At 67.7% G+C, this 21,603-nt stretch carries 22 protein-coding genes; 9 read left to right on the top strand and 13 right to left on the bottom strand.

What is annotated here, in order from left to right; genetic code table 11:
* Positions 1 to 39: 39 nt before the first annotated feature.
* Entirely contained in the window at positions 40 to 465 is a 426-nt protein-coding gene (locus Q1B08_RS07650) for an OsmC family protein (RefSeq protein WP_299816775.1), read from the bottom strand.
* A gap of 226 nt (positions 466 to 691) precedes the next feature.
* Between Q1B08_RS07650 and Q1B08_RS07645 the strand changes: the two genes are divergently transcribed.
* Positions 692 to 2,176: a DEAD/DEAH box helicase gene (locus Q1B08_RS07645; protein WP_299816773.1), complete on the top strand. Its 1,485-nt coding sequence runs from the start codon at positions 692 to 694 to the stop codon at positions 2,174 to 2,176.
* A gap of 64 nt (positions 2,177 to 2,240) precedes the next feature.
* A complete protein-coding gene (locus Q1B08_RS07640; RefSeq protein ID WP_299816771.1) occupies positions 2,241 to 2,783 on the top strand; it encodes a hypothetical protein in 543 nt (180 codons plus the stop codon).
* Here the strand turns inward: Q1B08_RS07640 and Q1B08_RS07635 are convergent.
* From Q1B08_RS07635 to fabA, 7 genes are all read right to left on the bottom strand, one after another.
* The gene (locus Q1B08_RS07635; RefSeq protein ID WP_299816769.1) at positions 2,774 to 3,724 is read right to left on the bottom strand and encodes a threonine/serine dehydratase; all 951 of its coding nucleotides are present in this window, start codon (positions 3,722 to 3,724) and stop codon (positions 2,774 to 2,776) included. The two genes, Q1B08_RS07640 and Q1B08_RS07635, sit on opposite strands and share 10 nt — an antisense overlap.
* Positions 3,706 to 4,530, bottom strand: a complete 825-nt coding sequence (locus tag Q1B08_RS07630) for an alpha/beta hydrolase (RefSeq protein WP_299816767.1) — start codon at positions 4,528 to 4,530, stop codon at positions 3,706 to 3,708. The genes Q1B08_RS07635 and Q1B08_RS07630 overlap by 19 nt, the downstream gene beginning before the upstream one ends.
* Entirely contained in the window at positions 4,531 to 5,220 is a 690-nt protein-coding gene (locus Q1B08_RS07625) for a haloacid dehalogenase type II (protein WP_299816765.1), read from the bottom strand. It abuts the gene before it with no gap.
* Positions 5,221 to 5,269: 49 nt separating this feature from the next.
* On the bottom strand, positions 5,270 to 5,467 hold the full coding sequence (locus tag Q1B08_RS07620) for a hypothetical protein (RefSeq protein ID WP_299816763.1): 198 nt from the start codon (positions 5,465 to 5,467) through the stop codon (positions 5,270 to 5,272).
* 115 nt (positions 5,468 to 5,582) lie between these two features.
* On the bottom strand, positions 5,583 to 6,365 hold the full coding sequence (locus tag Q1B08_RS07615) for an enoyl-ACP reductase (RefSeq protein WP_299816761.1): 783 nt from the start codon (positions 6,363 to 6,365) through the stop codon (positions 5,583 to 5,585).
* A gap of 4 nt (positions 6,366 to 6,369) precedes the next feature.
* Positions 6,370 to 7,602 carry a beta-ketoacyl-ACP synthase I gene (fabB, locus tag Q1B08_RS07610; protein ID WP_299816759.1) on the bottom strand — a complete coding sequence of 411 codons (1,233 nt, stop codon included), beginning with the start codon at positions 7,600 to 7,602 and terminating at the stop codon, positions 6,370 to 6,372.
* A gap of 17 nt (positions 7,603 to 7,619) precedes the next feature.
* Positions 7,620 to 8,129 (bottom strand): bifunctional 3-hydroxydecanoyl-ACP dehydratase/trans-2-decenoyl-ACP isomerase, encoded by a 510-nt coding sequence (gene fabA / locus Q1B08_RS07605; protein ID WP_299816757.1) that lies wholly within the window; start codon positions 8,127 to 8,129, stop codon positions 7,620 to 7,622.
* 146 nt (positions 8,130 to 8,275) lie between these two features.
* On the opposite strand from fabA, the gene irrA reads away from it, so the two are divergent.
* Both irrA and Q1B08_RS07595 read left to right on the top strand, forming a co-directional pair.
* Positions 8,276 to 8,701, top strand: coding sequence for an iron response transcriptional regulator IrrA (gene irrA / locus Q1B08_RS07600; RefSeq protein WP_299816755.1), 426 nt, complete (start codon positions 8,276 to 8,278; stop codon positions 8,699 to 8,701).
* A 69-nt stretch (positions 8,702 to 8,770) separates the two neighbouring features.
* A complete protein-coding gene (locus Q1B08_RS07595) occupies positions 8,771 to 9,655 on the top strand; it encodes an NAD(P)-dependent oxidoreductase (protein ID WP_299816753.1) in 885 nt (294 codons plus the stop codon).
* A gap of 115 nt (positions 9,656 to 9,770) precedes the next feature.
* Here Q1B08_RS07595 and Q1B08_RS07590 read toward each other — a convergent pair whose 3' ends face one another.
* The 4 genes from Q1B08_RS07590 to Q1B08_RS07575 are packed head-to-tail and all read right to left on the bottom strand — an operon-like array spanning position 9,771 to position 13,724.
* Complete coding sequence (locus Q1B08_RS07590; protein WP_299816751.1) at positions 9,771 to 11,834, bottom strand: molybdopterin-binding protein; 2,064 nt, start codon at positions 11,832 to 11,834, stop codon at positions 9,771 to 9,773.
* The gene (gene mobB, locus Q1B08_RS07585; protein WP_299816935.1) at positions 11,822 to 12,286 is read right to left on the bottom strand and encodes a molybdopterin-guanine dinucleotide biosynthesis protein B; all 465 of its coding nucleotides are present in this window, start codon (positions 12,284 to 12,286) and stop codon (positions 11,822 to 11,824) included. The genes Q1B08_RS07590 and mobB overlap by 13 nt, the downstream gene beginning before the upstream one ends.
* A gap of 5 nt (positions 12,287 to 12,291) precedes the next feature.
* Positions 12,292 to 12,891: a molybdenum cofactor guanylyltransferase MobA gene (gene mobA, locus Q1B08_RS07580; RefSeq protein WP_299816933.1), complete on the bottom strand. Its 600-nt coding sequence runs from the start codon at positions 12,889 to 12,891 to the stop codon at positions 12,292 to 12,294.
* 5 nt (positions 12,892 to 12,896) lie between these two features.
* Positions 12,897 to 13,724, bottom strand: coding sequence for a formate dehydrogenase accessory sulfurtransferase FdhD (locus Q1B08_RS07575; protein WP_299816749.1), 828 nt, complete (start codon positions 13,722 to 13,724; stop codon positions 12,897 to 12,899).
* Between the two features lie 62 nt (positions 13,725 to 13,786).
* Between Q1B08_RS07575 and Q1B08_RS07570 the strand changes: the two genes are divergently transcribed.
* The 3 genes from Q1B08_RS07570 to Q1B08_RS07560 all read left to right on the top strand — a co-directional run bounded on the left by Q1B08_RS07570 (position 13,787) and on the right by Q1B08_RS07560 (position 16,977).
* Entirely contained in the window at positions 13,787 to 14,470 is a 684-nt protein-coding gene (locus Q1B08_RS07570; RefSeq protein WP_299816747.1) for an AzlC family ABC transporter permease, read from the top strand.
* The gene (locus tag Q1B08_RS07565; RefSeq protein ID WP_299816745.1) at positions 14,467 to 14,787 is read left to right on the top strand and encodes an AzlD domain-containing protein; all 321 of its coding nucleotides are present in this window, start codon (positions 14,467 to 14,469) and stop codon (positions 14,785 to 14,787) included. Before Q1B08_RS07570 ends, Q1B08_RS07565 begins: the two co-directional genes overlap by 4 nt.
* A gap of 132 nt (positions 14,788 to 14,919) precedes the next feature.
* Positions 14,920 to 16,977 carry a Calx-beta domain-containing protein gene (locus Q1B08_RS07560; RefSeq protein ID WP_299816743.1) on the top strand — a complete coding sequence of 686 codons (2,058 nt, stop codon included), beginning with the start codon at positions 14,920 to 14,922 and terminating at the stop codon, positions 16,975 to 16,977.
* A 51-nt stretch (positions 16,978 to 17,028) separates the two neighbouring features.
* Here the strand turns inward: Q1B08_RS07560 and Q1B08_RS07555 are convergent, their stop codons facing one another.
* The gene (locus Q1B08_RS07555; RefSeq protein ID WP_299816931.1) at positions 17,029 to 17,520 is read right to left on the bottom strand and encodes an Lrp/AsnC family transcriptional regulator; all 492 of its coding nucleotides are present in this window, start codon (positions 17,518 to 17,520) and stop codon (positions 17,029 to 17,031) included.
* A 105-nt stretch (positions 17,521 to 17,625) separates the two neighbouring features.
* Here Q1B08_RS07555 and ald point away from each other — a divergent pair, with 105 nt between their 5' ends.
* Positions 17,626 to 18,741: an alanine dehydrogenase gene (ald, locus tag Q1B08_RS07550; protein ID WP_299816741.1), complete on the top strand. Its 1,116-nt coding sequence runs from the start codon at positions 17,626 to 17,628 to the stop codon at positions 18,739 to 18,741.
* A gap of 326 nt (positions 18,742 to 19,067) precedes the next feature.
* Positions 19,068 to 21,536: a hypothetical protein gene (locus tag Q1B08_RS07545; protein WP_299816739.1), complete on the top strand. Its 2,469-nt coding sequence runs from the start codon at positions 19,068 to 19,070 to the stop codon at positions 21,534 to 21,536.
* Positions 21,537 to 21,603 lie beyond the last annotated feature (67 nt).

Raw genomic sequence — 21,603 nt, 5'->3', positions numbered from 1 at the left:
ATGATCCGGAGCGATCCCGTCGCAAGCGATCGGGCGTGATCAGACGACCTTTGCATCCATCGTGATCTCGGTCGCGAGCAGTTTCGAGATCGGGCAGTTCGCCTTCGCCGTCTCGCAGGCGTTGAGCACATCCTGTTCGGACGCGCCGGGCACGCTGACCGTCACGTCGAGATGCGATTTGGTCACTGCGAAGCCGCCATCGACCTCGTCGAGCGTCACGGTGCAGTCCGTGTCGATGGCCGAGGGGGTCATGTCGCTCTGGCCCAGCACCATGCTGAGCGCCATCGAGAAGCATGAGGCGTGGGCAGCCGCGACCATCTCCTCGGGGTTGGTGCCCGGCTTGCCCTCGAAGCGCTGGCCGAAGCCGTAGGGCTGCTTGTCGAACGCGCCGGACTCCATGGAAACGGTGCCCGTCCCGTCCTTCAAGCCGCCTTCCCAATGCGCGGAACCGTGTTTCTTCGGCATGTCGTATTCCTTTCCTCTTGGGTTCGACCCTCAACCCGCGGGCCGCCGGGCCCGTTCCCTTCGCCCCTGCCCGTCGGCGAACGTTGACCGCGAAGCCGTCGTTTGATAGGCGACGCGCGCCTGCCGGATGTAGGCAGACGTTTCCGCGGGGCGCACAGGCAGATCGGCGTCCCACAACCCCCAGAGCGGTCCGGCAATACGGCCCTCCGCTCCAAACAGGACGCACATGACGAGCTTTACCGACCTGAAACTCGACCCGAAGGTTCTCAAGGCCATCGACGCCGCCGGATACACGACGCCCACGCCGATTCAGCTGGGGGCGATTCCCCCCGCGCTCGAAGGGCGCGACGTCCTTGGCATCGCGCAGACCGGCACCGGCAAGACGGCGGGCTTTACGCTGCCGATGATCACCATGCTCTCGAAGGGTCGCGCCCGCGCCCGAATGCCGCGCTCCCTCGTGCTCGCGCCCACGCGGGAGCTCGCCGCGCAGGTAGCCGAGAACTTCGACACCTACGCCAAGGGCAGTCGCCTGACCAAGGCGCTCCTCATCGGCGGCGTGTCCTTCAAGGAGCAGGATCAGCTGATCGACCGTGGCGTCGACGTGCTCATCGCGACGCCCGGCCGCCTCATCGACCATTTCGAGCGTGGCAAGCTGCTGCTGACCGGCGTGCAGATCATGGTCGTGGACGAGGCCGACCGGATGCTCGACATGGGGTTCATCCCCGATATCGAGCGCATCTTCGAGATGACGCCCTTCACGCGCCAGACGCTGTTTTTCTCGGCCACGATGGCGCCGGAGATCGAGCGGATCACCAACAAGTTCCTGTCGAACCCCGAGCGGATCGAGGTGGCGCGGCAGAACTCCACCTCCGAGGCAATCGAGCAGATCCTGATCGAACACACGCCCCGGCGGCGCGACATGGCCGCGAAGGACAAGCGCGAGATCCTCCGTGCCGTGATCGAGCGCGATGGTTCGGCGCTGCGCAACGCGATCATCTTCTGCAACCGCAAGACCGAGGTCGACGTGGTGGCGAAGTCGCTCCGGAAGCATGGCTACGATGCCGAGCCGATCCACGGCGACCTCGACCAGTCGCAGCGGACGCGGACGCTGGACGGGTTCCGCGACGGCACGCTTCGCTTCCTCGTGGCCTCCGACGTCGCCGCGCGCGGGCTCGACATCCCGAACGTGAGCCACGTGTTCAACTTCGACGTGCCCAGCCATGCGGAGGATTACGTTCACCGGATCGGCCGCACCGGCCGCGCCGGCAAGACCGGCATCGCCTACACCCTCTCGACGCCTTCTGACGCGAAGTACCTGGAGGCGATCCAGCACCTCGTTGGCACCGAGATCCCGCGTGGCGAAAGCCCGTGGATCGCCCCCGCACCGAAGGCCGAGCGCGACCAGATCGAAGAGGACGCGCCCAAACGCGCCTCCTCCCGGTCGCGGAGCCGGAAGAAGGACAAGCCGGAAGCTGCGGCGGAGCCCGTGCAGGACGCACAGGATGCGCAGGCGGATGTCGCCACGACCGAGGCGTCCGTGGCCGCGCCGCGCGACAACCGCCGGGACCGGGACAGTCGCGGCGAAGAGGATCGCGGCTCCCGCCGGGGTGGCCGCAGCCGGCAGGACAACGGCCCGAAGGTGGTCGGCTTGGGCGATCATGTGCCGGGCTTCATCGAGATGAGCTTCGAGGAACGGCGCGCCGAGGGTTGACGCTCCCCGGCATGACGCGTGCTGATGGCTTACCTGCCGGTCCTGATCGTCGTGAATCGCGGCCATGGGCATCGGCCTCGTCACGCCGATCCTGCTCGCCGTCCTTCAGGAAATACAAGACGCGGGCCTCGGCAAGGCCGCGCTCGGAAGCAGGGTCCTCGCCTCAGCGTACATGCTGACGCGATGCCTGTTCTCGGCGCGGATCGGCCAGCTTTCCGGACGGTTCGAACGTAGCATTGTATTGCTCACGTCGCTTACCATGAGCTCCCTCGATTACGTCCTGATAGCGGTCGCGCAGTCATTCCAGCGTCTGCGTCTGAGGCCGGTGATCGTCAGGGTCGCCACAGTTGCGATGACAGCCGCGACCGCTTTCATGACCGTAATCCCGGGGCCGGAGATGACGGCTGTTCATTTCGGCCTCGTCACGGTCGCCTTCGGCCCGGCCTTCGGCGATTCGCGCGGGGTTTACGGCGCCTGCGCGCCGTTCTCGGCGGCGGCGATGCTCGCGGGCGCGAACTCCATCTCAGCCTCCTCGCTACCCGGAACGCATCGCGGATTGCCTCCCGCGCCTCTACCGGCGCAGACGACGCGCGGCGCTCAGACGTAGGCGAGTGCCCGGACGAAGGTCTCCCGGTCCACGTTGCCGCCCGAGGCGACGACGGCCACGTCGCCCTCGTGGTGGAAGAGCGCCGCGGCGAGCGCGACCGCGCCACCCGGCTCCACCACGATCCGCAGATGCGTCCAGGCCAGCGCCATCGCACGCAGCGCCTCCTCGTCCGTCACCACGAGCCCCGGCCCGCAGAGGCGCTGCAGGATCGGAAAGGTCAGCTCCCCCGGCGAGGGCGTGACGATCGCGTCGCAGAGCGAGCCGGTGAGCTTCGGGTTCGCCTCCCGCCGGCCGGAGACAAGCGAGCGCGCCACGTCGTCGAAGCCCTCCGGCTCCACCGGGCGGACCCGTGCGCGGCCTTCGAGGGCGAGCGCGACGCCGGAGGTGAGCCCGCCCCCGCCGCAGCAGACCAGCACCTCCTCCACGCCGTCGGGCAGCTCCTCGCCAATCTCCAGCCCGCAGGTTCCCTGCCCCGCGATCACCCGCGGATCGTCGTAGGGCTTCACGAGATCGAGCCCCCGCTCGGCCTGAAGCGCCTGCCCGATCTCCTCCCGGCTCTCGTTCGCCCGGTCGTAGAGGACGACCTCCGCGCCGTAGCCCTTCGTGTTCGCGATCTTCACGGCGGGCGCGTCCGATGGCATGACGATCACCGCCGGCCGCCCGGCCATGCGCGCGGCCAGGGCGACGCCCTGCGCGTGATTGCCGGACGAGTACGCGACCACGCCGCCCGTGCCCAGCGAGATCGCGTTGAAGGCGCCGCGGAACTTGAAGCTGCCGGTCTTCTGCAGGCATTCCGCCTTGACGAAGATCCGCCGCCCCATCGCTGCATCGAGCGACGGCGCGTTCAGGAGCGGCGTGCGTATCGCGTGTCCCGCGATCCGCCGGGCCGCGGCCTCGATATCGGCGCGGGTGACCGCGTCCGTCAGAGCAGCATCGTCCATTCGTTCAGCGCCTCCAGCGATTCGGGTTCGTCAAGGAACGGAACGTGACCGCGACCCGGCACCTCCGCTACGATCATGTCGGGCCGCCGCCGCCGCATCTCGGACAGCGTCTCGGGCGTGAGCAGGTCCGAGTTCGCGCCCCGGATGCAGGCGAGCGGCAGGCCAGCCAGCGCGTCGAAGAGGGGCCAGAGGTCGGGCGACGCCCCCTCGCCCGCCGCCAGCACCGCGTCGCGCAGCTTGGCGTCATAGTTGATGGCAAGGCCGTCATCCGTCTCGCGGTAATGCTTCTCGACCTCCTCGCGCCAGCGGCTCTCGGGAACGTCCTCGAACCCGGCCATCAGCGCGGCGCGTCCGGCCACGGCCTCGCCCAGCGTCACGGCCTTCGGGTCGAGCCCGACATAGCCGCGGATCGCCTCCATCCCCGCCTCGGAAATCTCCGGGCCGATATCGACGAGGCAGAGCCCGCCCAGCCGCGCCTTCGCGGTCAGCGCCAGCGCCATTCCGATCAGTCCGCCGCGCGAGGTGCCGAGGATCGGCACCCGGTCAAGGCCCAGATGGTCGAGCAGCTCCACCGCGTCCCGCGCCTCGGTCGGGATGTTGTAGGTCTGCCAGTCCGGGGCCCGCTGCGACTTGCCCCGGCCCCGGTAGTCCAGCCGGATCACCCGATGCTCTCCGACGAGATAGGGGAGCACGTAGTCGAAATCGGTGGAGTTCCGGGTGAGCCCGCTCAGGCACAGGAGCGGCGGGCCGTCGCCCTGATCCTCGTACCAGAGCCGGAGATTGTCGGACGTCCGGAACTCGGGCATTCAGGCCGCTCCCGCGAGCGCGGGGACCCCGTTCAGATCCTCGATCACGTCGTCCGGCCGCCAAGGCAGCCGGTCCATCGGCAGCCCGGCACGGTTCACCCAGGCGGTGCGGAACCCGTATCCTGCGGCCGCCGCCACGTCCCAGCCATTCGACGAGACAAAGAGGACGTTGTCCTTCTCGCAGTCGAAGGCCCGGTTCACGAGATCGTAGACCTTGAAGGACGGTTTGTAGATTCCGACCGATTCCACCGACAGCACGTGGTCGAGCAGCCGCGTGATCCCCGCCGACCTGGCCGCCGATTGGAGCATTTCGGGCGTGCCGTTCGACAGGATGCCGGTCGCGAGCCCCGCATCCTTCAAGGCCACGAGCGTGTCCGGCACCTCCTCATAGGCGGCGAGATCCATGTAGAGCGCGCACAGGCGGTCGCGCAGCGCGTCGTCCCCGCCGAGGTCCGAAGCGTCGAGCGCGTAGTCCAGCGCATCGGTCGTGACCTTCCAGAAATCCGCATGCTCCCCGGTGATCGCGCGGATCCAGGTGTATTGAAGCTGCCGTTCGCGCCAGTCCGCGGCGACCTTGCGCCAGTTCTCCGCAAGTGCCGGGACCGCGCCCTCCTCGGCCGCGGCCCGGGCGGCGGCGGAAACGTCGAAGAGCGTGCCATAGGCATCGAAGATGCAGGTATTGATGGTCACGTCCACTCCCTCGCGTCGGATCGGACGGACCCTGACATGGCCATCGGCGCTAGTCGAGGGCGGCGCGGACAAGCTCGCAGGAATGCAGCCCTCCGCATTCCGCCACCCGCGCCGTGGCGTCGAGGATGCGCGGCGGCCCGTGCGCGATCACCGCGAGCGACGTCAGGACGAGGCAGATCGTCAGCACGAGCCAGTCGAGGCAGAACGCGCCCTGGGCATCGATCGGAAGGGGTCTCGGTCTGGGCATCGACGGGTCCGCTCGCTCGGGCGTGGCTCACGGACGGGGTCGCCCGCCGGAATGGCGAGAATGCGGCGGAATCGGCAAGACTTTTCGTCGATTTGTCGATGTCGCCGGGGCCCGGTCAGAGATTGTCCGGCCGCGGCATCCCCATGACGTGGAATCCGCCGTCCACGTGGACGATCTCGCCTGTCGTGCATGCGCCATGCTCGGAGGCGAGATAGAGCGCCGTGCCGCCCACGGCCGAAAGCGTCGCGTTGGCACGCAAGGGCGCGTTGGCCTCGGCATGCTTGAACGTCCGCCGCGCGCCGCCGATGGCCGAGCCTGCCAGCGTCTTCATCGGGCCGGGCGAGATCGCGTTCACGCGAATGCCGTCGGGCCCGAGATCCGCGGCGAGGTAGCGCACCGTCGCCTCCAGCGCGGCCTTGGCGACGCCCATCACGTTGTAATGCGGCATGACCCGCTGCGAGCCGTCGAAGGTCAGCGTCAGGATGGTGCCGCCATTCGTCATCAGCGGCGCGGCGCGGCGCGCGATCTCGATCAGCGAGTAGCAGGAAATGTCGAGCGAGTGCTTGAAGTTCGCCCGGCTCGTGTTGACGAAGCGGCCGGTCAGCTCGGACTTGTTGGAATAGGCGATGGCATGGACGATCACGTCGAGCCCCCCCTGCTCGGTCAGCGTCTCGAAGGCCGCGTCGAGGGAGGCATCGTCGGTCACGTCGACGTCGAGCAGCGTGTCGGAGCCGAGACTCGCCGCGAGGGGGCGCACGCGCTTGCCGAACGCCTCGCCCTGATAGGTGAAGGCCAGCTCGCATCCCTCGGCCGCCAACACCCGTGCGATTCCCCAGGCGATGGAGTGATCGTTCGCGACCCCCATCACGAGCGCGCGCTTCCCATCCATCAATCCCATGAACCTACTCCAGATGCTTCGAGATGATGACGGTGCCGTTCGTGCCGCCGAACCCGAAGGAGTTCGACAGGATCGAGTCGATCTCGACGTCGTCCCGCAATTCGGTGACGATCTCCCCGGATTCGAGATCCGGGTCGAGATCCGTCACGTTGATCGACGGCGCGATGAATCCCTTGTTCATCATCAGCATCGAATAGATGGCCTCCTGCACGCCCGCCGCGCCGAGCGAGTGGCCGGTCATCGACTTCGTGGAGGTGACCGGAGGGGTGCTGCCCCGGCCGAAAATGTTACGCACCGCGGCGATCTCCCTCACGTCGCCCACCGGGGTCGAGGTGCCGTGCGCGTTGATGTAGTCGATCCGGCGGCCTTCGGGCATCTGGCTCAGGGCGAGGCGCATGGCCCGCTCACCGCCCTCGCCCGAGGGGGCCACCATGTCGGACCCGTCCGACGTCGCGCCGTAGCCCGTCACCTCGCCGTAGATCGTGGCGCCGCGCGCGATCGCCCGGTCCCGTTCTTCCAGCACGACGACGCCCGCGCCGCCGGCGATCACGAACCCGTCCCGGGCGGCGTCGAAGGGGCGGGAGGCGCGCTCGGGCGTGTCGTTGTATTTCGACGACATCGCACCCATCGCGTCGAACAGGCAGCTCAGCGTCCAGTCCACCTCCTCGCCGCCGCCGGCGAAAACGATGTCCTGTTTGCCGAACTGGATCTGCTCCACACCATTGCCCATGCAATGCAGCGAGGTCGTGCAGGCCGAGGTGATGGAATAGTTCACCCCCTTGATCTCGAACGGCGTGGCAAGGCAGGCGGAGTTCGTCGAGGACATGCAGCGCGTCACCATGAAGGGCCCCATCCGCTTCGGGCTGCCCTTCTCGATCACGGTATTGAACGCGGTGAGGAAGTTCGACGTGCTGGGCCCGCCGGAGCCCATCACGAGGCCCGTGCGCTCGTTGGAAACCTCGTCCTTCCCAAGCCCGGCATCGGCGATGGCGCGTTCCATCGCGATGTAGTTATAGCCCGCGCCCGGCCCCATGAAGCGCAGCTGCCGCTTGTCGATATGGTCCTCGAGCACGATGTCGGGGACACCGTGGACGCAGGAGCGGAAGCCGTGCTCGGCATAGCTCTCGGAGAAGGTGATGCCGGATCTGCCGGCGCGCAGCGAGGCCTCGACCTCCGCCGGGGTGTTCCCGATCGGCGAGACGATCCCGATTCCAGTTATGACGACGCGTCGAAGCATGGCCTGTTCCCTTTCGATCAGGTCTCGGAAAGCGCGACCTTCATGTCCCGGACGACGTAGATCTCTTCGCCGTCCGCCTCCACCCGCCCGTCGGCCACGCCCATCGTCAGCCTCCGCGTCTGCACGGCCTTGGTGAAGTCGACGTAATAGGTCAGCATCTTGCGCTCGGGCCGGACCATGCCGGTGAGCTTCACCTCGCCCACGCCGAGCGCGTAGCCGCGCCCCTGCCAGCCGCGCCAGCCCAGGTTGAAGCCGGTCAGCTGCCAAAGCCCATCGAGGCCGAGGCAGCCGGGCATGATCGGGTTGCCCGGAAAGTGGCAGTCGAAGAACCACAGATCGGGCGTGATGTCGAACTCCGCGACGACATGCCCCTTGCCGTGCAACCCCGCATCGGCCGAGATATCGGTGATGCGGTCCATCATCAGCATCGGCGGTTCGGGGAGCTGCGCGTTTCCCGGCCCGAACAATTCACCGCGGGCACACCGCAAAAGGGCGTCCCGGTCGAAATAGGTCGGATATTCGGCCATGTTTCCCCCTCGGCGACAGTGTCGCTCCTCTATCACCCGAGGTTTCGGCGTCGCAACCCTGCGCAACGGGGGCTCGCCGTGGTGAAACGGTCTGGTTTTGCGATTGTGTTTGAAAACGCCGCCCCCCGACCCCTATATTAGCTGCGATGCCCAGGACCGATCCGCACAATACCCGTGGCGAAGCATGGCTCGCCCGCGCCAACCTCCGGCCAACGCGCCAGAGGCTGCTTCTTGCCGACCTTCTGGTGGGCGACGGGCGCGACCGGCACGTGACGGCGGAATGGCTGCACGACGCGGCCCGGCGCAGCGGCGACAAGGTCTCCCTCGCAACGGTCTACAACACGCTGCGCGCCTTCAGCGAGGCCGGCCTCGTGCAGGAGATCACGGTCGACGGAACCGGGAGCTACTTCGATACCCGGCTCGACGATCACCCCCATTTCTACTGGGAGGACGGCGCCCGCCTGACGGACGCCGGAACCCAGCCGATAGAGATCGTGAACCTGCCCGACGCGCCCGAGGGGACGGAGATCGCCAAGATCGACGTTGTGATCCGCCTCCGTCCCAAGGCCTAGGCTCTCCCCTCCGCTCGACATGCCCGGCGGGTCATGCGACGCAAGGCCGACCAATCAGGGAGAGACGGCATGGAACGGATCGGCTTCGTCGGCGTGGGCCTCATGGGGCATGGCATGGCCGCGAACATCCTCGCGGCGGGCCATCCGCTGACGGTGATCGCGCACAGCAATCGCACGCCTGTCGAGGACCTGGTCGCGAAAGGTGCCGAGGAGGCTGCCGACCTCGCCGCGCTCGCCCGCGCCTCCGACATCGTGCATATCTGCGCGCCCGGCTCCCCGCAGGTGGAGGCGATCGTGGACGGCCTGATCGACCATCTGCCGGAGGGCGCGATCGTCGTGGACTGCTCCACCTCCAATCCCGTCTCGACCGAGGCGCTGGCCGCCCGGCTTGCCGAACGCGGCTTCGCGATGGCCGACGCCCCGCTCGGCGGCACGCCGGTGCAGGCGGAGGCGGGCGAGCTCACCGCGATGGTCGGGGCGACGGAAGCCGTCTTCGCCCGGATCGAGCCTGTGCTTCAGACCTGGGCCAAGACGATCCGGCGCGTCGGCGAGCCCGGCGCGGGCCACAAGATGAAGCTTCTGAACAACTTCGTCTCGCTTGGCTACGCGGCGATCTATGCCGAGGCGCTGGCGCTCGCGGAGAAGTCGGGGCTCGGCATCCAGACCTTCCACAGCGTGATCGGCGGCAGCCGGATGGATTGCGGGTTCTACCAGACCTTCATGGGCTACGCCGCGGAGGGCGACCGCGAGGCGCACAAGTTCACGCTGACGAACGCGCTGAAGGACATGACCTACCTCGCCGCCTTCGCCGAGGGAACCGGCGTGGCGAACCCGGTGGGCGCCTCGGCGCGCGACAGCTTCGACGCGGCGGTGAAGGCCGGCGGCGACGGGCCGGAGGATTACGTTCCGCACCTCGTGGACTTCGTGGCGCGCGCGAACGGGATCGATCGCTGAAGCGACCGATGCGTGATGATCGCCCGGCGGGATACCGGGCAGACTCGTCCGTGCCTCGCGGGCCGAGGCAAGCCTTTCGGTATTGCGTTCCGCGCTCGCATGACTGGCGAGCGGATCAGCCGATCCCCAACTCCGCGAACGACACGTAGCGTACCGGATCACCCGGCTCGACGCGCGTGACGTCGTCCGGGAGGTCCACGAACCCCTCCGCCCAGGAAAGGCCGGAGACGAGGCCCGACCCTTCCGAGTGGAACACCTCCGCCGTCCTGTCCCGCAAGCGCGCGCGCAGAAGCTCCCGCCGTCCGGCCTTCTTGCGCTTGAGGAAGGCCGCCGGAACGGTGAGCCCCATCGGTTCCCGCCAGCCCGCGCCCGCCATCTTGAGGAGCGCGGGCCGGGCGAACCAGGCCGCGCAGGTGAAGGCCGCGACAGGGTTCCCCGGCAGGCCGAAGACCGGCACGCCCCGCCAAAGCCCGAGCGCCAGCGGCCGCCCCGGCTTCACCGCGATCCGCCAGTGATGCACGTCCCCCCGCATGCGCAGCAGACGCGACAGGTGATCTTCGTCGCCCGCGGAGGCCCCGCCCGAGGTCAGGATCGCGTCGGTCGCCGCCCCGTCGAGCGTCGCGGCGAGCGTTTCCGCATCGTCGGGCGCGTGGCCCAGATCGACCGCCTCCAGCCCCCAGCCCGCGAGCATGGCGAGAAGCATCGGCCGGTTCACGTCCGGAATGCCACCCCCCGCGCCCGGCGCCACGATCTCGTCGCCGGTCGAAAGCACGCCGACCCGGAGGCGCGTCCGCACCGGCAAGGTGCCGTGCCCCGCCGCGATGGCGAAGCCCACGTCGCCGGGCCGCAGGATCGTGCCCCGCGCGAGGACCGGGGCGCCCGCCGCGACGTCTTCCCCCGCCGCGCGCGCGTTGGCGCCCGCCTTCGGCACCGCCCGCAGCACGAGGCCCGCCTCGCCCGCCTCCGCATCCTCCTGCAACGCGACCGTGTCCACACCTCGGGGAAGCGCCGCGCCGGTCAGGATGCGGATCGTGTGTCCGGGCGGGACCGCGTGCGGGTAGGGTCGCCCCGCCGCGGCGCGACCGTTCACAATCGGGATCGGCCCCTCCGCGAGCGTGGCATGCGCGAAACCCCAGCCGTCCACCGCCGCGTTGGCGTCGGGCGGGTTCGCGCGGCGGGCGGCGACGTCCTCGGCGAGGATGCGGCCCGTCGCCGCTCGGATGTCCACGTGCTCGACGCCGGTCACGACCTCGCTCGCCCCGCGCAGCGTCGCGAGCGCCGTGTCCACCGGCGTCCAGCGCACGCCCGGCGGCAGGGCGAAGCAGTCCGAGGCCATGCGCGGCGCCGCGGGGGCCGGATATGGCCCGTCCGGCCCGATCCCGAGGATCCACCCCTCCTCCACCGCAAGGCGCGCCGCGTCAGGATGCCGGGCGGGCGCGGTGAACCATTCGGCCGAAGCCGCGCGCAGGACGCGGGCCGTCGCGATCACCTGCCCCTCGTCGCGGATCTCCGCCGGAACGGGCGGCCAGAGCGAGGGATAGATCTCGGCCAGCACGATCCGCGCATCGGGCAGGACGAACCCCGTCTCCTGCGGCCAGACAACAAGGTCGGGGCGACGGCGCAGGCGGGCGAGCGCGGCCATCCCCATGAGACTCTGCGATCCGACCGAACCCGTCGTGTAGAGCTTGAGCGGCGACTGCGCCCCCCGGGCGAGCCCGTCGACATGCCGATGCGCCGGCACGCCATGATCGGCCCTGTCCGACCCTCGCTCCGGCACGTCCGGCAGGTCGAGCCGTGCGGGCCGCCCCCAGAACGGGCCGAGTCCCGGAAAGGCGCGGTTCATCTCCGCGGCCACCACGAAGCGGTTGTTCCGGTTGTCCGGCGCGTCCTCGATCCGCTCCGCGAGCCAGTCCCAGAGCGCCAACGCCTCGGCCCGCCCGGTCAGACGTTCCGCCACGCCCGGCGGCATGCCGAGCGCGAAATCGAAGCACAGAAGCGTGCGGAGGCCACGATCGAGCTGGCGGTCGATCCAGTCCAGCGCCGCCGCCCGCGTCCGGAAATACTCGGTGGTCTCGGTCCCGCCCTCCTCCGCGCAGACCCAGATCGCGTCCCGCGAGGGCCGCGCCGGGGACGGCACCGCCGCGGCGGACCAGTCGGCGATGAGGATCAGTTCGAACACAGCCAGTCCGCGATCCGGCCCACGTCGTTCAGGTCCAGCACCGGCTGCGTCACCTCCGGGTCGCCGGTCGCGGCCACCGCGAGGATGGTCGGGTCGGTCCGCGCAAGCGGCGCCCGTTCCGTTTCCGGCCGCCAGACCTCGATCCGCGGATGCCGCCCGGCCTTCCAGCCCTCGGCCAGCACCACGTCGCAGGGGGCCAGTCGGGTCAGCAGATGCGCGATGTCCGGCGCCTCCGCCTCCTCCATCAGCGTGAGCCGGCGGTCGGTGGCGAGCACGACCTGCTGCGCACCGGCCATCCTGTGGCGGTGTGTGTCGGTGCCCGGCACTTCCAGATCGACGGCGTGATGGGTGTGCTTGAGCGTGGAGACGCGCAGGCCGCGACGGACGAGCTCGGCGACAAGCGCCGCGGTCAGCGTCGTCTTGCCCGCGTTCTTGTGTCCGACGACACCCATCAGGATCACGCCATCGCCTCCGCTCGCGCCAGATCCTCGGGTGTGTTGACGTTGAAGAACGGATCCCAGGGTTCGGTCGGGAACAAGGCGAGCCCGGCCCCGTGCGCGTCGGTCCAGTGCAGGATCTTGCGCGTGCCCGCTGCCAGTGCCGCGCGCAGGTCGTCGCGGAGCGCCACGGGCCAGAGGCCGAAGGTCGGCTGCGCCCGGACGCGCCCGTCCGCTTCCGTCGCGGCGAGCGCGAGACCCGAGGGACCCGCTGCGTCGAGGAGGCGCGGCACGAGATCCGGCGGCAGGAACGGCGTGTCTGCGGCGGCCGTCACGATATGCGGGCAGCCCGTCCCGGCCGCCCAGTCGAGGCCCGCGAGAACGCCTGCGAGCGGACCCGGCCGGTCCGGCGCCTCGTCGGGCAGGACCGGCAGGTTCAGATCGGACCAGCGGTCAGGCGTTCCGTTGGCGTTGAGCGCCAGACGGTCCACCTGCGGCGCGAGGCGGTCGACGACGCGTCCGACGAGCGAGCGGCCGCACAGCATGAGCCGCCCCTTGTCGCCCCCACCCATCCGCGTGGCCCGCCCCCCGGCCAGGATCACGCCGTGCGGCTGCACCATGCCGCTCATGCCGCGTCCCATACGACACGTTCGGCGCCCGACAGGCAGACGAAGCGTGCGCCCTTCATCCGGCCGATCACCGTCAACCCGACCTGCCGCGCAATCTCCACCCCCCAGGCAGTGAAGCCCGAGCGCGAGACGAGCGACGGGATGCCCATCAGCGCGCATTTGATGACCATCTCCGAGGTCAGCCGTCCGGTCGTGTAAAGCGTCTTGTCGCCAGCCGCGACGCCCTCCGACCGCATCCACCCGGCGAGCTTGTCGACTGCGTTGTGCCGGCCGACATCCTCGAAATAGGCGAGCGGCTCGGCGCCGTGGCAAAGGCAGGTCCCGTGGATCGCGCCCGCCTCGAGATAAAGGCTGGGCGTCCGGTTGATCGCCGTCGACAGCGCCTGCAGGTCGGCGACCTTCAGCGGCGTGGCGGGCAGCGTCAGGCCCTCGAGCCCTGCCATCATGTCGCCGAAGACGGTGCCGACGGCGCAACCCGAGGTGCGCGTGGCGCGGGCGAGCTTGGCCTCGTGGTCCGTTTCCACCGCCGTGCGGACCACGACCGTCGCGAGCTCCTGGTCGTAGTCGATGCCCGTCACCGTGTCGGCGGCGCGCACCATCCCCTGATTGACGAGGAAGCCCAGCCCCAGCCATTCCGGGTGGTCGCCGATGGTCATCGCCGTGACGATCTCCCGCGCGTTGAGGTAGATCGTGAGCGGCCGCTCCTCCACCACGCGCAGGTCGACGGGGGCCCCGTTCTGGTCGTGCCCGGTCACGCCACGTGTGAGGCGCGGGTCGTCGGGGCGCGGGGCGACGCGGAGGCTGGCGGGCGTTTCGGTGGACACTTGTGACCTGCTGCGAGGGCGGCTACGCCCACGATGTCCGCCAGACCGAAAGGATGCAAGCGATGGCCCGCGCCGCGTTTCGCAAGGGCATCGCCGAAGGGCTGCCGTTCATCATCGTAATGGTCCCGTTCGGGGCGCTGTTCGGCGTCCTGGCCTCGGAGGCCGGGCTTCCGATCGGACAGATCATGGCCTTTTCCATCGTCGTCGTCGCCGGAGCGGCGCAATTCACGGCTGTCCACCTGATGTCGGACGGCGCGCCCTGGGCGATCGTGCTCCTGTCGGCGCTGGCGGTGAACCTGCGGATGGCGATGTATTCGGCGTCGATGGTGCCCTGGCTCGGCGAGGCGCCGCTGTGGCAGCGCGGCCTGATCGCCTATCTCCTCGTGGACCAGACCTACGCCCTTTCGGCGCAGGCCTACGAGACGGAGCGCGCCTGGCGGGTCCGCGACCGCGTGGTCTACTTCGCCGGCACCGCGCTGCCGGTCTTTCCGGCCTGGGTCGGGGCGACCTGGGCGGGCGCGGCGCTCGGCGCGCGCATCCCGGAGGAATGGGCGCTCGACTTCGCGATGCCGCTCGCCTTTCTCGCGCTGGTCGGGCCGATGCTGCGGACGCGGGCGCATGTCGTCGCGGCCGCCGTGTCGCTGAGTCTGGCCCTCGCCCTCGTCTGGGTGCCGTGGAACCTCGGCCTGATCGTCGCGGCGGCCTGCGCGATGGCGGCGGGCGCGGAGACGGAGCGGCGGGCATGAACGACCTCTATGTGTGGAGCATCGTCGTGGCCCTCGGCGCCGGGACCTTTCTGATCCGGTTCCTGTTCATCGGCTTCGTCGGCGACCGCCCCCTGCCGCCCTGGGCGCTGCGACACCTGCGCTATACCGGCGTGGGCGTGCTGCCCGCCCTCGTCGCGCCGCTCGTGGTCTGGCCGGAGGCGACCGGCGGCGCGCCCGATCCCGTGCGCCTGATCGCGGGCGGCGTCGCCCTCGCCGTCGGCATGTGGCGGCGCGACACAATCCAGGCGGTGATCGCGGGCGGGCTGACCGTGCTGCTCCTGAGCCTGCTGAGCTAGACCGTCCGGTCTCGGGCCGGACAGCGGTGTGCTCACCGCTGAAAACCTCTAGGCAGTTCATTAAAATCCGCTAAGGTTTTCCGGCCAGCGGCAGGTTCGCCGGTATGTCTGTTTTGCTTAAGGGGGGTATCCATGCCTGTTGCGCGCATCTCCGGTTCGACGATCACCGAGCCTGATTCATCCTATTCCTACCTCACATTCCTCATTTCCCTCGATCAGGTTGCGACCGAGACGATTCGGGTTCCTTGGCAGGTCATCGACGGAACGGCGACCGGTCAGGCTGATATCTATTCCGGCGGCAGCTACTCGTCCGGGACGGCCTATATCTATGCCGGACGTTCGCAGGTAGAGGTCAGGATGCGGGCCTTCGGCGACCTCGCGGCGGAAGCAGACGAATCCGTCGTCATGGAGATCTTTCAGCCGATCAACGCGGAGCTCGAGAACGGCGCGATCTCGCAACAGGCTGTCGGCTGGATCAACGACGATGATGGCACTTTACGGCCGACCTCGCTCTTCGTGAGCAGTCCGCGGGTGCTGGAGGGTGGCCGCGCCGTCTTCGACCTGAAGCTATCGCGGCCCGCGACCGAGACGCTCAACATTCCGTTCACGCTCGACGGAACCGCGGAGGCGGGGAACGACTACCTCGACATCTCGGGCCGGGTCCGTTTCTTTGCCGGACAGGACCAGACCTCCCTCGTCGTGAACGTCAAGAACGACCGCGTAGCCGAATCGCTGGAACAAATTGACCTGAAGCTGAACCTCCCGAATTCGATCGCGGAGGTCACCGGCGGACAAGCGACCATCATCGACGAGGATGGCCGCCTCGACGAGCCCTACGTCCTAGTCGCCGGAACCTCCATCGAGGAAAGCGATTCCTCCTATCGGAACCTGACCTTCACGGTCATGCTGACAGAGCCGAGCTCCGAGACGGTGACCGTGCCCTGGAGCATGTCCCCCGCCCTCGCCGAAGGCACGTCGGACCGATATTCCGGAGGATCCTACGATGCCGGAACCCTCTATTTTAGCCCAGGCGAGATGATCGAGCGGATCAATGTTCGCGCGCTTGGAGATACGGAGGCTGAAACTGACGAAAGCGTAGTCGTGAAGATCGGCACGCCGAACAATGCGCAGCTTCCTGGCGGCGTGAAATTCGTCGAGGCGACGGGTTGGATCCGCGACGACGACGGCACGACCAAGCCCCTCGCCATGCAGGTGTCGAACCCGGAGATCGCCGAACTTAACGGTGAGGGCGTGACGGCGAATTTCTTGGTCGAACTTTCGGCGCCGGCGCCCCGGGACCTGTCGATCAATTGGCGGACCGTTGCGGGTTCGGCCAAGGGTGGCCACGACTTCAAGAAGACGAACGGAACCCTCGAAATCGAGAAGGGCCAGAGCATCGGCTCGATTGGCGTCGAGGTGAAGGGCGACACGGCAACCGAGATTTCCGAGACGTTCTCGCTGCAATTCTTTCTGCCGCCCGACATCGCCGCCGCCCGCGGGGGGACGGCGACCATCCTCGACAACGATGAGGGCACGCCAGAGATCGTTTACGGCAACAACAACGACAACACGTTCAGGGGCAACGACTACATCCAGCGGTTCTTCGGTCGGGACGGCGACGACCGGCTGTTCGGCGGAGGGGGCGATGACAGGTTGCTGGGCGGGAACGGCAAGGACGAGCTCATCGGCGGCACCGGCAGCGATCTCCTGAAGGGTCAGGGCGGCAACGACGTCATGAAGGGCCAGGCCGGCGGCGACGTCCTTCGCGGCGGCGGCGGCAAGGACAAGGCCTATGGCGGGAGCGGCAACGACCGGCTCTTCGGCAACGGGGGCAACGACCGGCTCGAGGGTCAGGGCGGCAGCGACACCCTCGTCGGCAGCAACGGGAAAGACCGGCTGTTCGGTGGCAACGGGAATGACCTGCTGGAAGGCGGACGCGGACGGGACGTCCTGGCGGGGGATCGCGGCAAGGACACCTTCGTCTTCGACAAGGCATCGGGCCGCGACCTCGTCACCGACTTCCGGAACGGAAAGGACACGTTCGAGATCGAGAGCGGGGCCAACCGCTTCCGCGACCTCGATATCTCCCGCAATGACGGCGACGTTTACGTCGAGTTCGCGAACACGACCATCGTGATCGAGGACACGCAGCTCCAGCAGATCGGCGCGACGGACTTCTTCTTCACCTGACCGCTTCCGCCGGGGCGGGCCTGACAGATCCGGTCCGTCCCGGAGCCGGGCTCAGACCGGCAGCGCGGTCGTGTGGAACACGGTCTTGAGCGCGAAGGAGGATTGCAGCTTGGCCACCCCCGGCAGCCGCGCCAGATAGCGCCGGTGGATCAGCGCGAAATCTTCCGAATCGCGCGCGGCAACCTTCAGCAGGTAATCGTAGGCGCCGGTCATCAGGTGGCATTCGAGCACGTCGGGAATGCGGGCCACCGCCGCCTCGAACGCGTCGAGCACCTCGTCCGCCTGCGTGGCGAGGCTGATCTCCACGAACACGGTCGTCGGCCGGCCGACCGCCCGGGGATTGAGGAGCGCGACCGTCCGCTCCACGATCCCGGCCGCCTCCAGACGCTGCAGGCGACGGTGACAGGCCGAAGGGCTGAGGTTGAGCCGTTCGGACAACTGTCCGGCGGTCAGGCGCGCGTCTTCCTGCACGAGCCGGAGGAGCGCCGCATCCGTCGCGTCGTAGCCCGTTCCGGGATTTCTTCCCGCCTCTCCGCCCGACATGCGCAACGATCCCGCGTGATTGAAGAAACTCGGCAGGAGGATAACGAGATAATCCCGCATCGTCGCGGCTAAACTTCCCGCGACCATCTCAAAGGGGGATTACGCATGCTCATCGGCTGCCCGAAGGAAATCAAACCGCAGGAGTTCCGCGTCGGGATGACGCCGTCGGCCGCGCTCGAAGCCATCGCCCACGGTCATTCCGTCGTTGTGGAGACGAAGGCAGGTACGGGCTCCGGGTTCGAGGACGCACAGTACGAGGCCGTGGGCGCGAAAATCGTCGACACCGCGGAGGAGGTCTTCGCCACCGCCGACATGATCGTGAAGGTGAAGGAACCGCAGGCCGTGGAACGCGCCCGCCTGCGCGAGGGGCAGCTTCTCTTCACGTATCTGCATCTCGCACCCGACCCGGACCAGACGCACGATCTGATCGCCTCCGGCGCCACCTGCATCGCCTACGAGACGGTGACCGACCGCAACGGCGGCCTTCCGCTCCTTGCGCCGATGTCGGAGGTCGCGGGACGGCTTGCACCCCAAGTCGGCGCCTGGACCTTGCAGAAGGCCAATGGCGGTCGCGGCGTCCTGTTGGGCGGCGTGCCGGGGGTCGGCCCGGCTCAGGTCGTCGTGATCGGCGGCGGCGTGGTCGGAACGCACGCGGCGCGTATCGCCGCCGGGATGGGCGCGAGCGTGACCGTGCTCGACCGCTCCCTGCCCCGGCTGCGCTACCTCGACGACGCGTTCGGCTCGGTCTTCAGTACGCGCTATGCCAGCGCCGGCAACACCGCCGAGATGGTGATGGCCGCCGACATGGTGATCGGCGCCGTCCTGATCCCCGGCGCGGCAGCGCCGAAGCTCGTGAAGCGCGACGACCTGAAGCACATGAAGACCGGCGCGGCGATCGTCGACGTGGCCATCGACCAGGGCGGTTGCTTCGAGACATCGCGTGCGACCACGCACGAGGATCCGATCTACGAGGTCGACGGCGTGATGCATTACTGCGTGGCGAACATGCCGGGCGCGGTGGCGCGGACCTCGACGCTGGCGCTCGGCAACGCGACGCTGCCTTTCCTGCTGGCGCTGGCCGACAAGGGCTGGAAGCGCGCCTGCGCCGACGACCCGCATCTGCGCGCCGGACTCAACGTCCATGCGGGCCAGCTGACCTACCGCGCCGTGGGTGAGGCGCTCGGGCTCGACCATGTCGAACCGGAGAAGCTGGTCGCCTGAACGCGGACGGCACGCGTTGCGAAGGGGCCCCGCCGCGTGACGCATTCCGTCCGGTGGGAGGCCTGAACAACCTGACCTGTCGCGCACCGCGCGGCAGGTCATTGTATTTTAGGCGGATTTGCTGAGGGCCTGAACAATAGAAATAGGCCGGAAATCCGAGACTTTTTTCTCGGACTGTCGCGTCAGCCGTGGCAGAAGGCAGAACTCCCCCACCCGGGAAAATTTCTGCTTCGTATTGCTACGATACAGCCAATATTCATCGACGACAAGCTTGACCCCCGCGCGACCGTGGGACCGCGGACGAATGTCCGTATTAACTTCGATTCATGCGGATTTTCTGGTCTTTGGTCAAAAAACGACTTGAGGCAGAGCCGCGGAAATCCGAGGTTCTGATGGCAGGCTTGGCAACTTTCAACTTCAAGCTCTCGCAGCTCTATCCGGGCGCAGGGGAGCACCGCATCAACACGTGCGCGAACCCGGACTGTTCCAACATCGGACAGCAGTTGACCGATCGGGCGGCCCGCATGTCGAGATGGAAGGAAAAGCGACCGGACGCTTCTCCGGAGCAGCTACAGCTCGTCGAGACGCACGGGCCCGGGGCCTACAAGCTCGCCGGAGCTGACAAGAAACATCGCCGCGTCTCGCGCGTGTTCGCCTACCAAAACGACCCGCATGTGTGGTCCGATCAGCGCACGGTCCGGTGCCTGGGTCAGACGCACGAGGGCGGCATCTGCGACTCCGGCTTCTCGATCCTGTCGCCGGATCACCTCAAAGAGGAGATCGACAGGCTCAGGAACTTCAATGGCGTTCTCGACGGGCCCTCCTGCGGAGCCTGTGGCAAACGGTTTCTGGATGATCCCGACGAGTTCGCGCTCGACGGCGTCCACGAGCGATCGAAGGACCACGAAGGAAACCCCCTTCGCAGGAAGAGGACGCCCTCGTCTCTTCGCGTGCTTCACAAGCCCTGCCGGGGGAAGAAGGGTGCGCGTTTCGCTGTCGCGCTACCCCATGCCGGGCAGAAGACGACCGCCGACAATCTCAGGATACTCGGGGCGGTGCTGAACAGCGCGGGGATCGTCGACATACAGCGGATGATCGGGACCGCCGCAACCGGCAAGAAGATCGGCATGTCTCGGATCTACGACCGGATCGAATGCCTCGAAGGAGTCTTCCTGGCCTACGAGCGCGAGATGCTGCGCAGATGGAAGGACAAGGTTGAACGAAGCGGTGAAGCGGTCGAGCACCTTCTCAGCCACGACGACATGGTCCTCACCGTGAACTGGGAGACCTCGACAGACCGACGGAACACGCAACTCAACTGCGCGATCACCGCTGACGCCCGCAGTGGCTATGTCTACCGGCTCGATGTCGACTTCGACCCGCGTGCCACGCCTCTGGACATGTTCAACGCCACCTACCTCGATGAGGTCGGCATGCCGCAGAACCTCGAACAGCAGTATCCCAACGGCAAGGTGCGAACGGCCCCGAAATTCTCCTGGCAACGGCCGACTGGACGGTATCACGAACCGCAGTTCTTCGCCGCCTGCGTCAACGAGATCAAGGCATTCCAGAGCCGGGCGAAACGCCGAATGCCGAAGAAGGACAAGAGCCAGCGGACCGAGAAGGACGAGGTGATCGCCCGCACAAACGGCATGATTGCCAATATCCGGATGATCTCGGAGGGGTGGTTCGGCTTTCCGATCGACGAATCCGAGGAGCGTGGCTCGTTCAAGGGCGTCACGACCAAGGATATCTACACGAAGGGCGCCCATTTCGCGCTTCTGAAGGAGATGCTCCCGCGCGGGTCGATTGTCCTGACCACGGAACAGGAGGCGACCCTGCCGCCCCTGCTGCCGCATATCTTCGACGAGGAGATCCGGGAGGACCGGTTCGCGTGGCTGGCCATGACATTCAACAAGAAGGCCACGAAGCCGGAAAAGCTCGGGAAGGTGAAGGAGTATCGCAAGGCGCGGAAACGCTTCCACAACGACGGCATGTATGCCGGGCGCTTCGACCCATGGACGGATGCGCAGATTGTGAGCGAGGCTTTCATCGCCGACCGTATGGAGACCGCTCTCCGGGGCACTGCCGCGCATTTCCAGATCTCGAACTACCGGTCCGAGGTCTTCCCTTTGCTCTGGGTCCGGTCCTCGACCCAGGCGAGCGGAGAAATCGACAAGACCGTCGGTTTCCCCATGCTGCCACGCCACCTGCGCAGGACGCTGAAGAAGGTGCCGTTCGACCAGGAAGAGCTGAGCCAGGACCTGCGCGAAGAGCTCGCGCCTTGGGTCTACAAGGCCACGCTTCAGCCGGTCAGCTCCTTCATGAACTCTCTGCGCGAGAGAATGAGCGTCGCCGCCCGGGCCGGCAGTGGAGGTGCCCGCGTCGGCGGCTCCTACATCCAGGGCGCGATCTTCAATCCCAGGACCCTGATCGCGCTCCTGAACATCTACCGCGTTCACTACAACTTCTTCGAACCGCGGCCCTACGCATGTCCCTACGAGGAGATCGACGACCTCATAGATCCTCCGAAGCTGACACCGCGCGCCCTTAAAATACCTGGGACGGATGAGTTCGTTGATCTACCGCCACGGGCGCGGCGCTCGCGCGCACGAATGACGCCGGCCATGCGACACGGTATGGATGCCTACACGAAGCGGAAGGACGGCACGCAGGACCCGCCCGACATCTATCGGATGTTGTATCGCCCGTGGATTTATATGGGCACCAAGCTTGGGGCGCGGTTCGAACGAGCGAGAGGGCAACGCAAGACGGAACCTGCCGCATTTTCGTAGATCGGTCGCGAACGATGAGGAAACCGCTAGGATAAGGCCGCGCCCTTACAAGGCGTGGACTTTCATA

The organism is uncultured Jannaschia sp. (assembly GCF_947494025.1).
In the GTDB taxonomy this organism is placed as follows: domain Bacteria; phylum Pseudomonadota; class Alphaproteobacteria; order Rhodobacterales; family Rhodobacteraceae; genus Jannaschia.
This window is presented reverse-complemented; position numbering and strand designations above follow the sequence as displayed.

Bases quoted from the DNA above. Each gene is read 5' to 3' on its own strand.
- Q1B08_RS07650 (WP_299816775.1), bottom strand. From the start codon at position 465: ATGCCGAAGAAACACGGTTCCGCGCATTGGGAAGGCGGCTTGAAGGAC.
- Q1B08_RS07645 (WP_299816773.1), top strand. From the start codon at position 692: ATGACGAGCTTTACCGACCTGAAACTCGACCCGAAGGTTCTCAAGGCC.
- Q1B08_RS07640 (WP_299816771.1), top strand. From the start codon at position 2,241: ATGGGCATCGGCCTCGTCACGCCGATCCTGCTCGCCGTCCTTCAGGAA.
- Q1B08_RS07635 (WP_299816769.1), bottom strand. From the start codon at position 3,724: ATGGACGATGCTGCTCTGACGGACGCGGTCACCCGCGCCGATATCGAG.
- Q1B08_RS07630 (WP_299816767.1), bottom strand. From the start codon at position 4,530: ATGCCCGAGTTCCGGACGTCCGACAATCTCCGGCTCTGGTACGAGGAT.
- Q1B08_RS07620 (WP_299816763.1), bottom strand. From the start codon at position 5,467: ATGCCCAGACCGAGACCCCTTCCGATCGATGCCCAGGGCGCGTTCTGC.
- Q1B08_RS07615 (WP_299816761.1), bottom strand. From the start codon at position 6,365: ATGGGATTGATGGATGGGAAGCGCGCGCTCGTGATGGGGGTCGCGAAC.
- fabB (WP_299816759.1), bottom strand. From the start codon at position 7,602: ATGCTTCGACGCGTCGTCATAACTGGAATCGGGATCGTCTCGCCGATC.
- fabA (WP_299816757.1), bottom strand. From the start codon at position 8,129: ATGGCCGAATATCCGACCTATTTCGACCGGGACGCCCTTTTGCGGTGT.
- irrA (WP_299816755.1), top strand. From the start codon at position 8,276: ATGCCCAGGACCGATCCGCACAATACCCGTGGCGAAGCATGGCTCGCC.
- Q1B08_RS07595 (WP_299816753.1), top strand. From the start codon at position 8,771: ATGGAACGGATCGGCTTCGTCGGCGTGGGCCTCATGGGGCATGGCATG.
- mobB (WP_299816935.1), bottom strand. From the start codon at position 12,286: ATGGGTGTCGTCGGACACAAGAACGCGGGCAAGACGACGCTGACCGCG.
- mobA (WP_299816933.1), bottom strand. From the start codon at position 12,891: ATGGTGCAGCCGCACGGCGTGATCCTGGCCGGGGGGCGGGCCACGCGG.
- Q1B08_RS07570 (WP_299816747.1), top strand. From the start codon at position 13,787: ATGGCCCGCGCCGCGTTTCGCAAGGGCATCGCCGAAGGGCTGCCGTTC.
- Q1B08_RS07565 (WP_299816745.1), top strand. From the start codon at position 14,467: ATGAACGACCTCTATGTGTGGAGCATCGTCGTGGCCCTCGGCGCCGGG.
- Q1B08_RS07560 (WP_299816743.1), top strand. From the start codon at position 14,920: ATGCCTGTTGCGCGCATCTCCGGTTCGACGATCACCGAGCCTGATTCA.
- Q1B08_RS07555 (WP_299816931.1), bottom strand. From the start codon at position 17,520: ATGTCGGGCGGAGAGGCGGGAAGAAATCCCGGAACGGGCTACGACGCG.
- ald (WP_299816741.1), top strand. From the start codon at position 17,626: ATGCTCATCGGCTGCCCGAAGGAAATCAAACCGCAGGAGTTCCGCGTC.
- Q1B08_RS07545 (WP_299816739.1), top strand. From the start codon at position 19,068: ATGCGGATTTTCTGGTCTTTGGTCAAAAAACGACTTGAGGCAGAGCCG.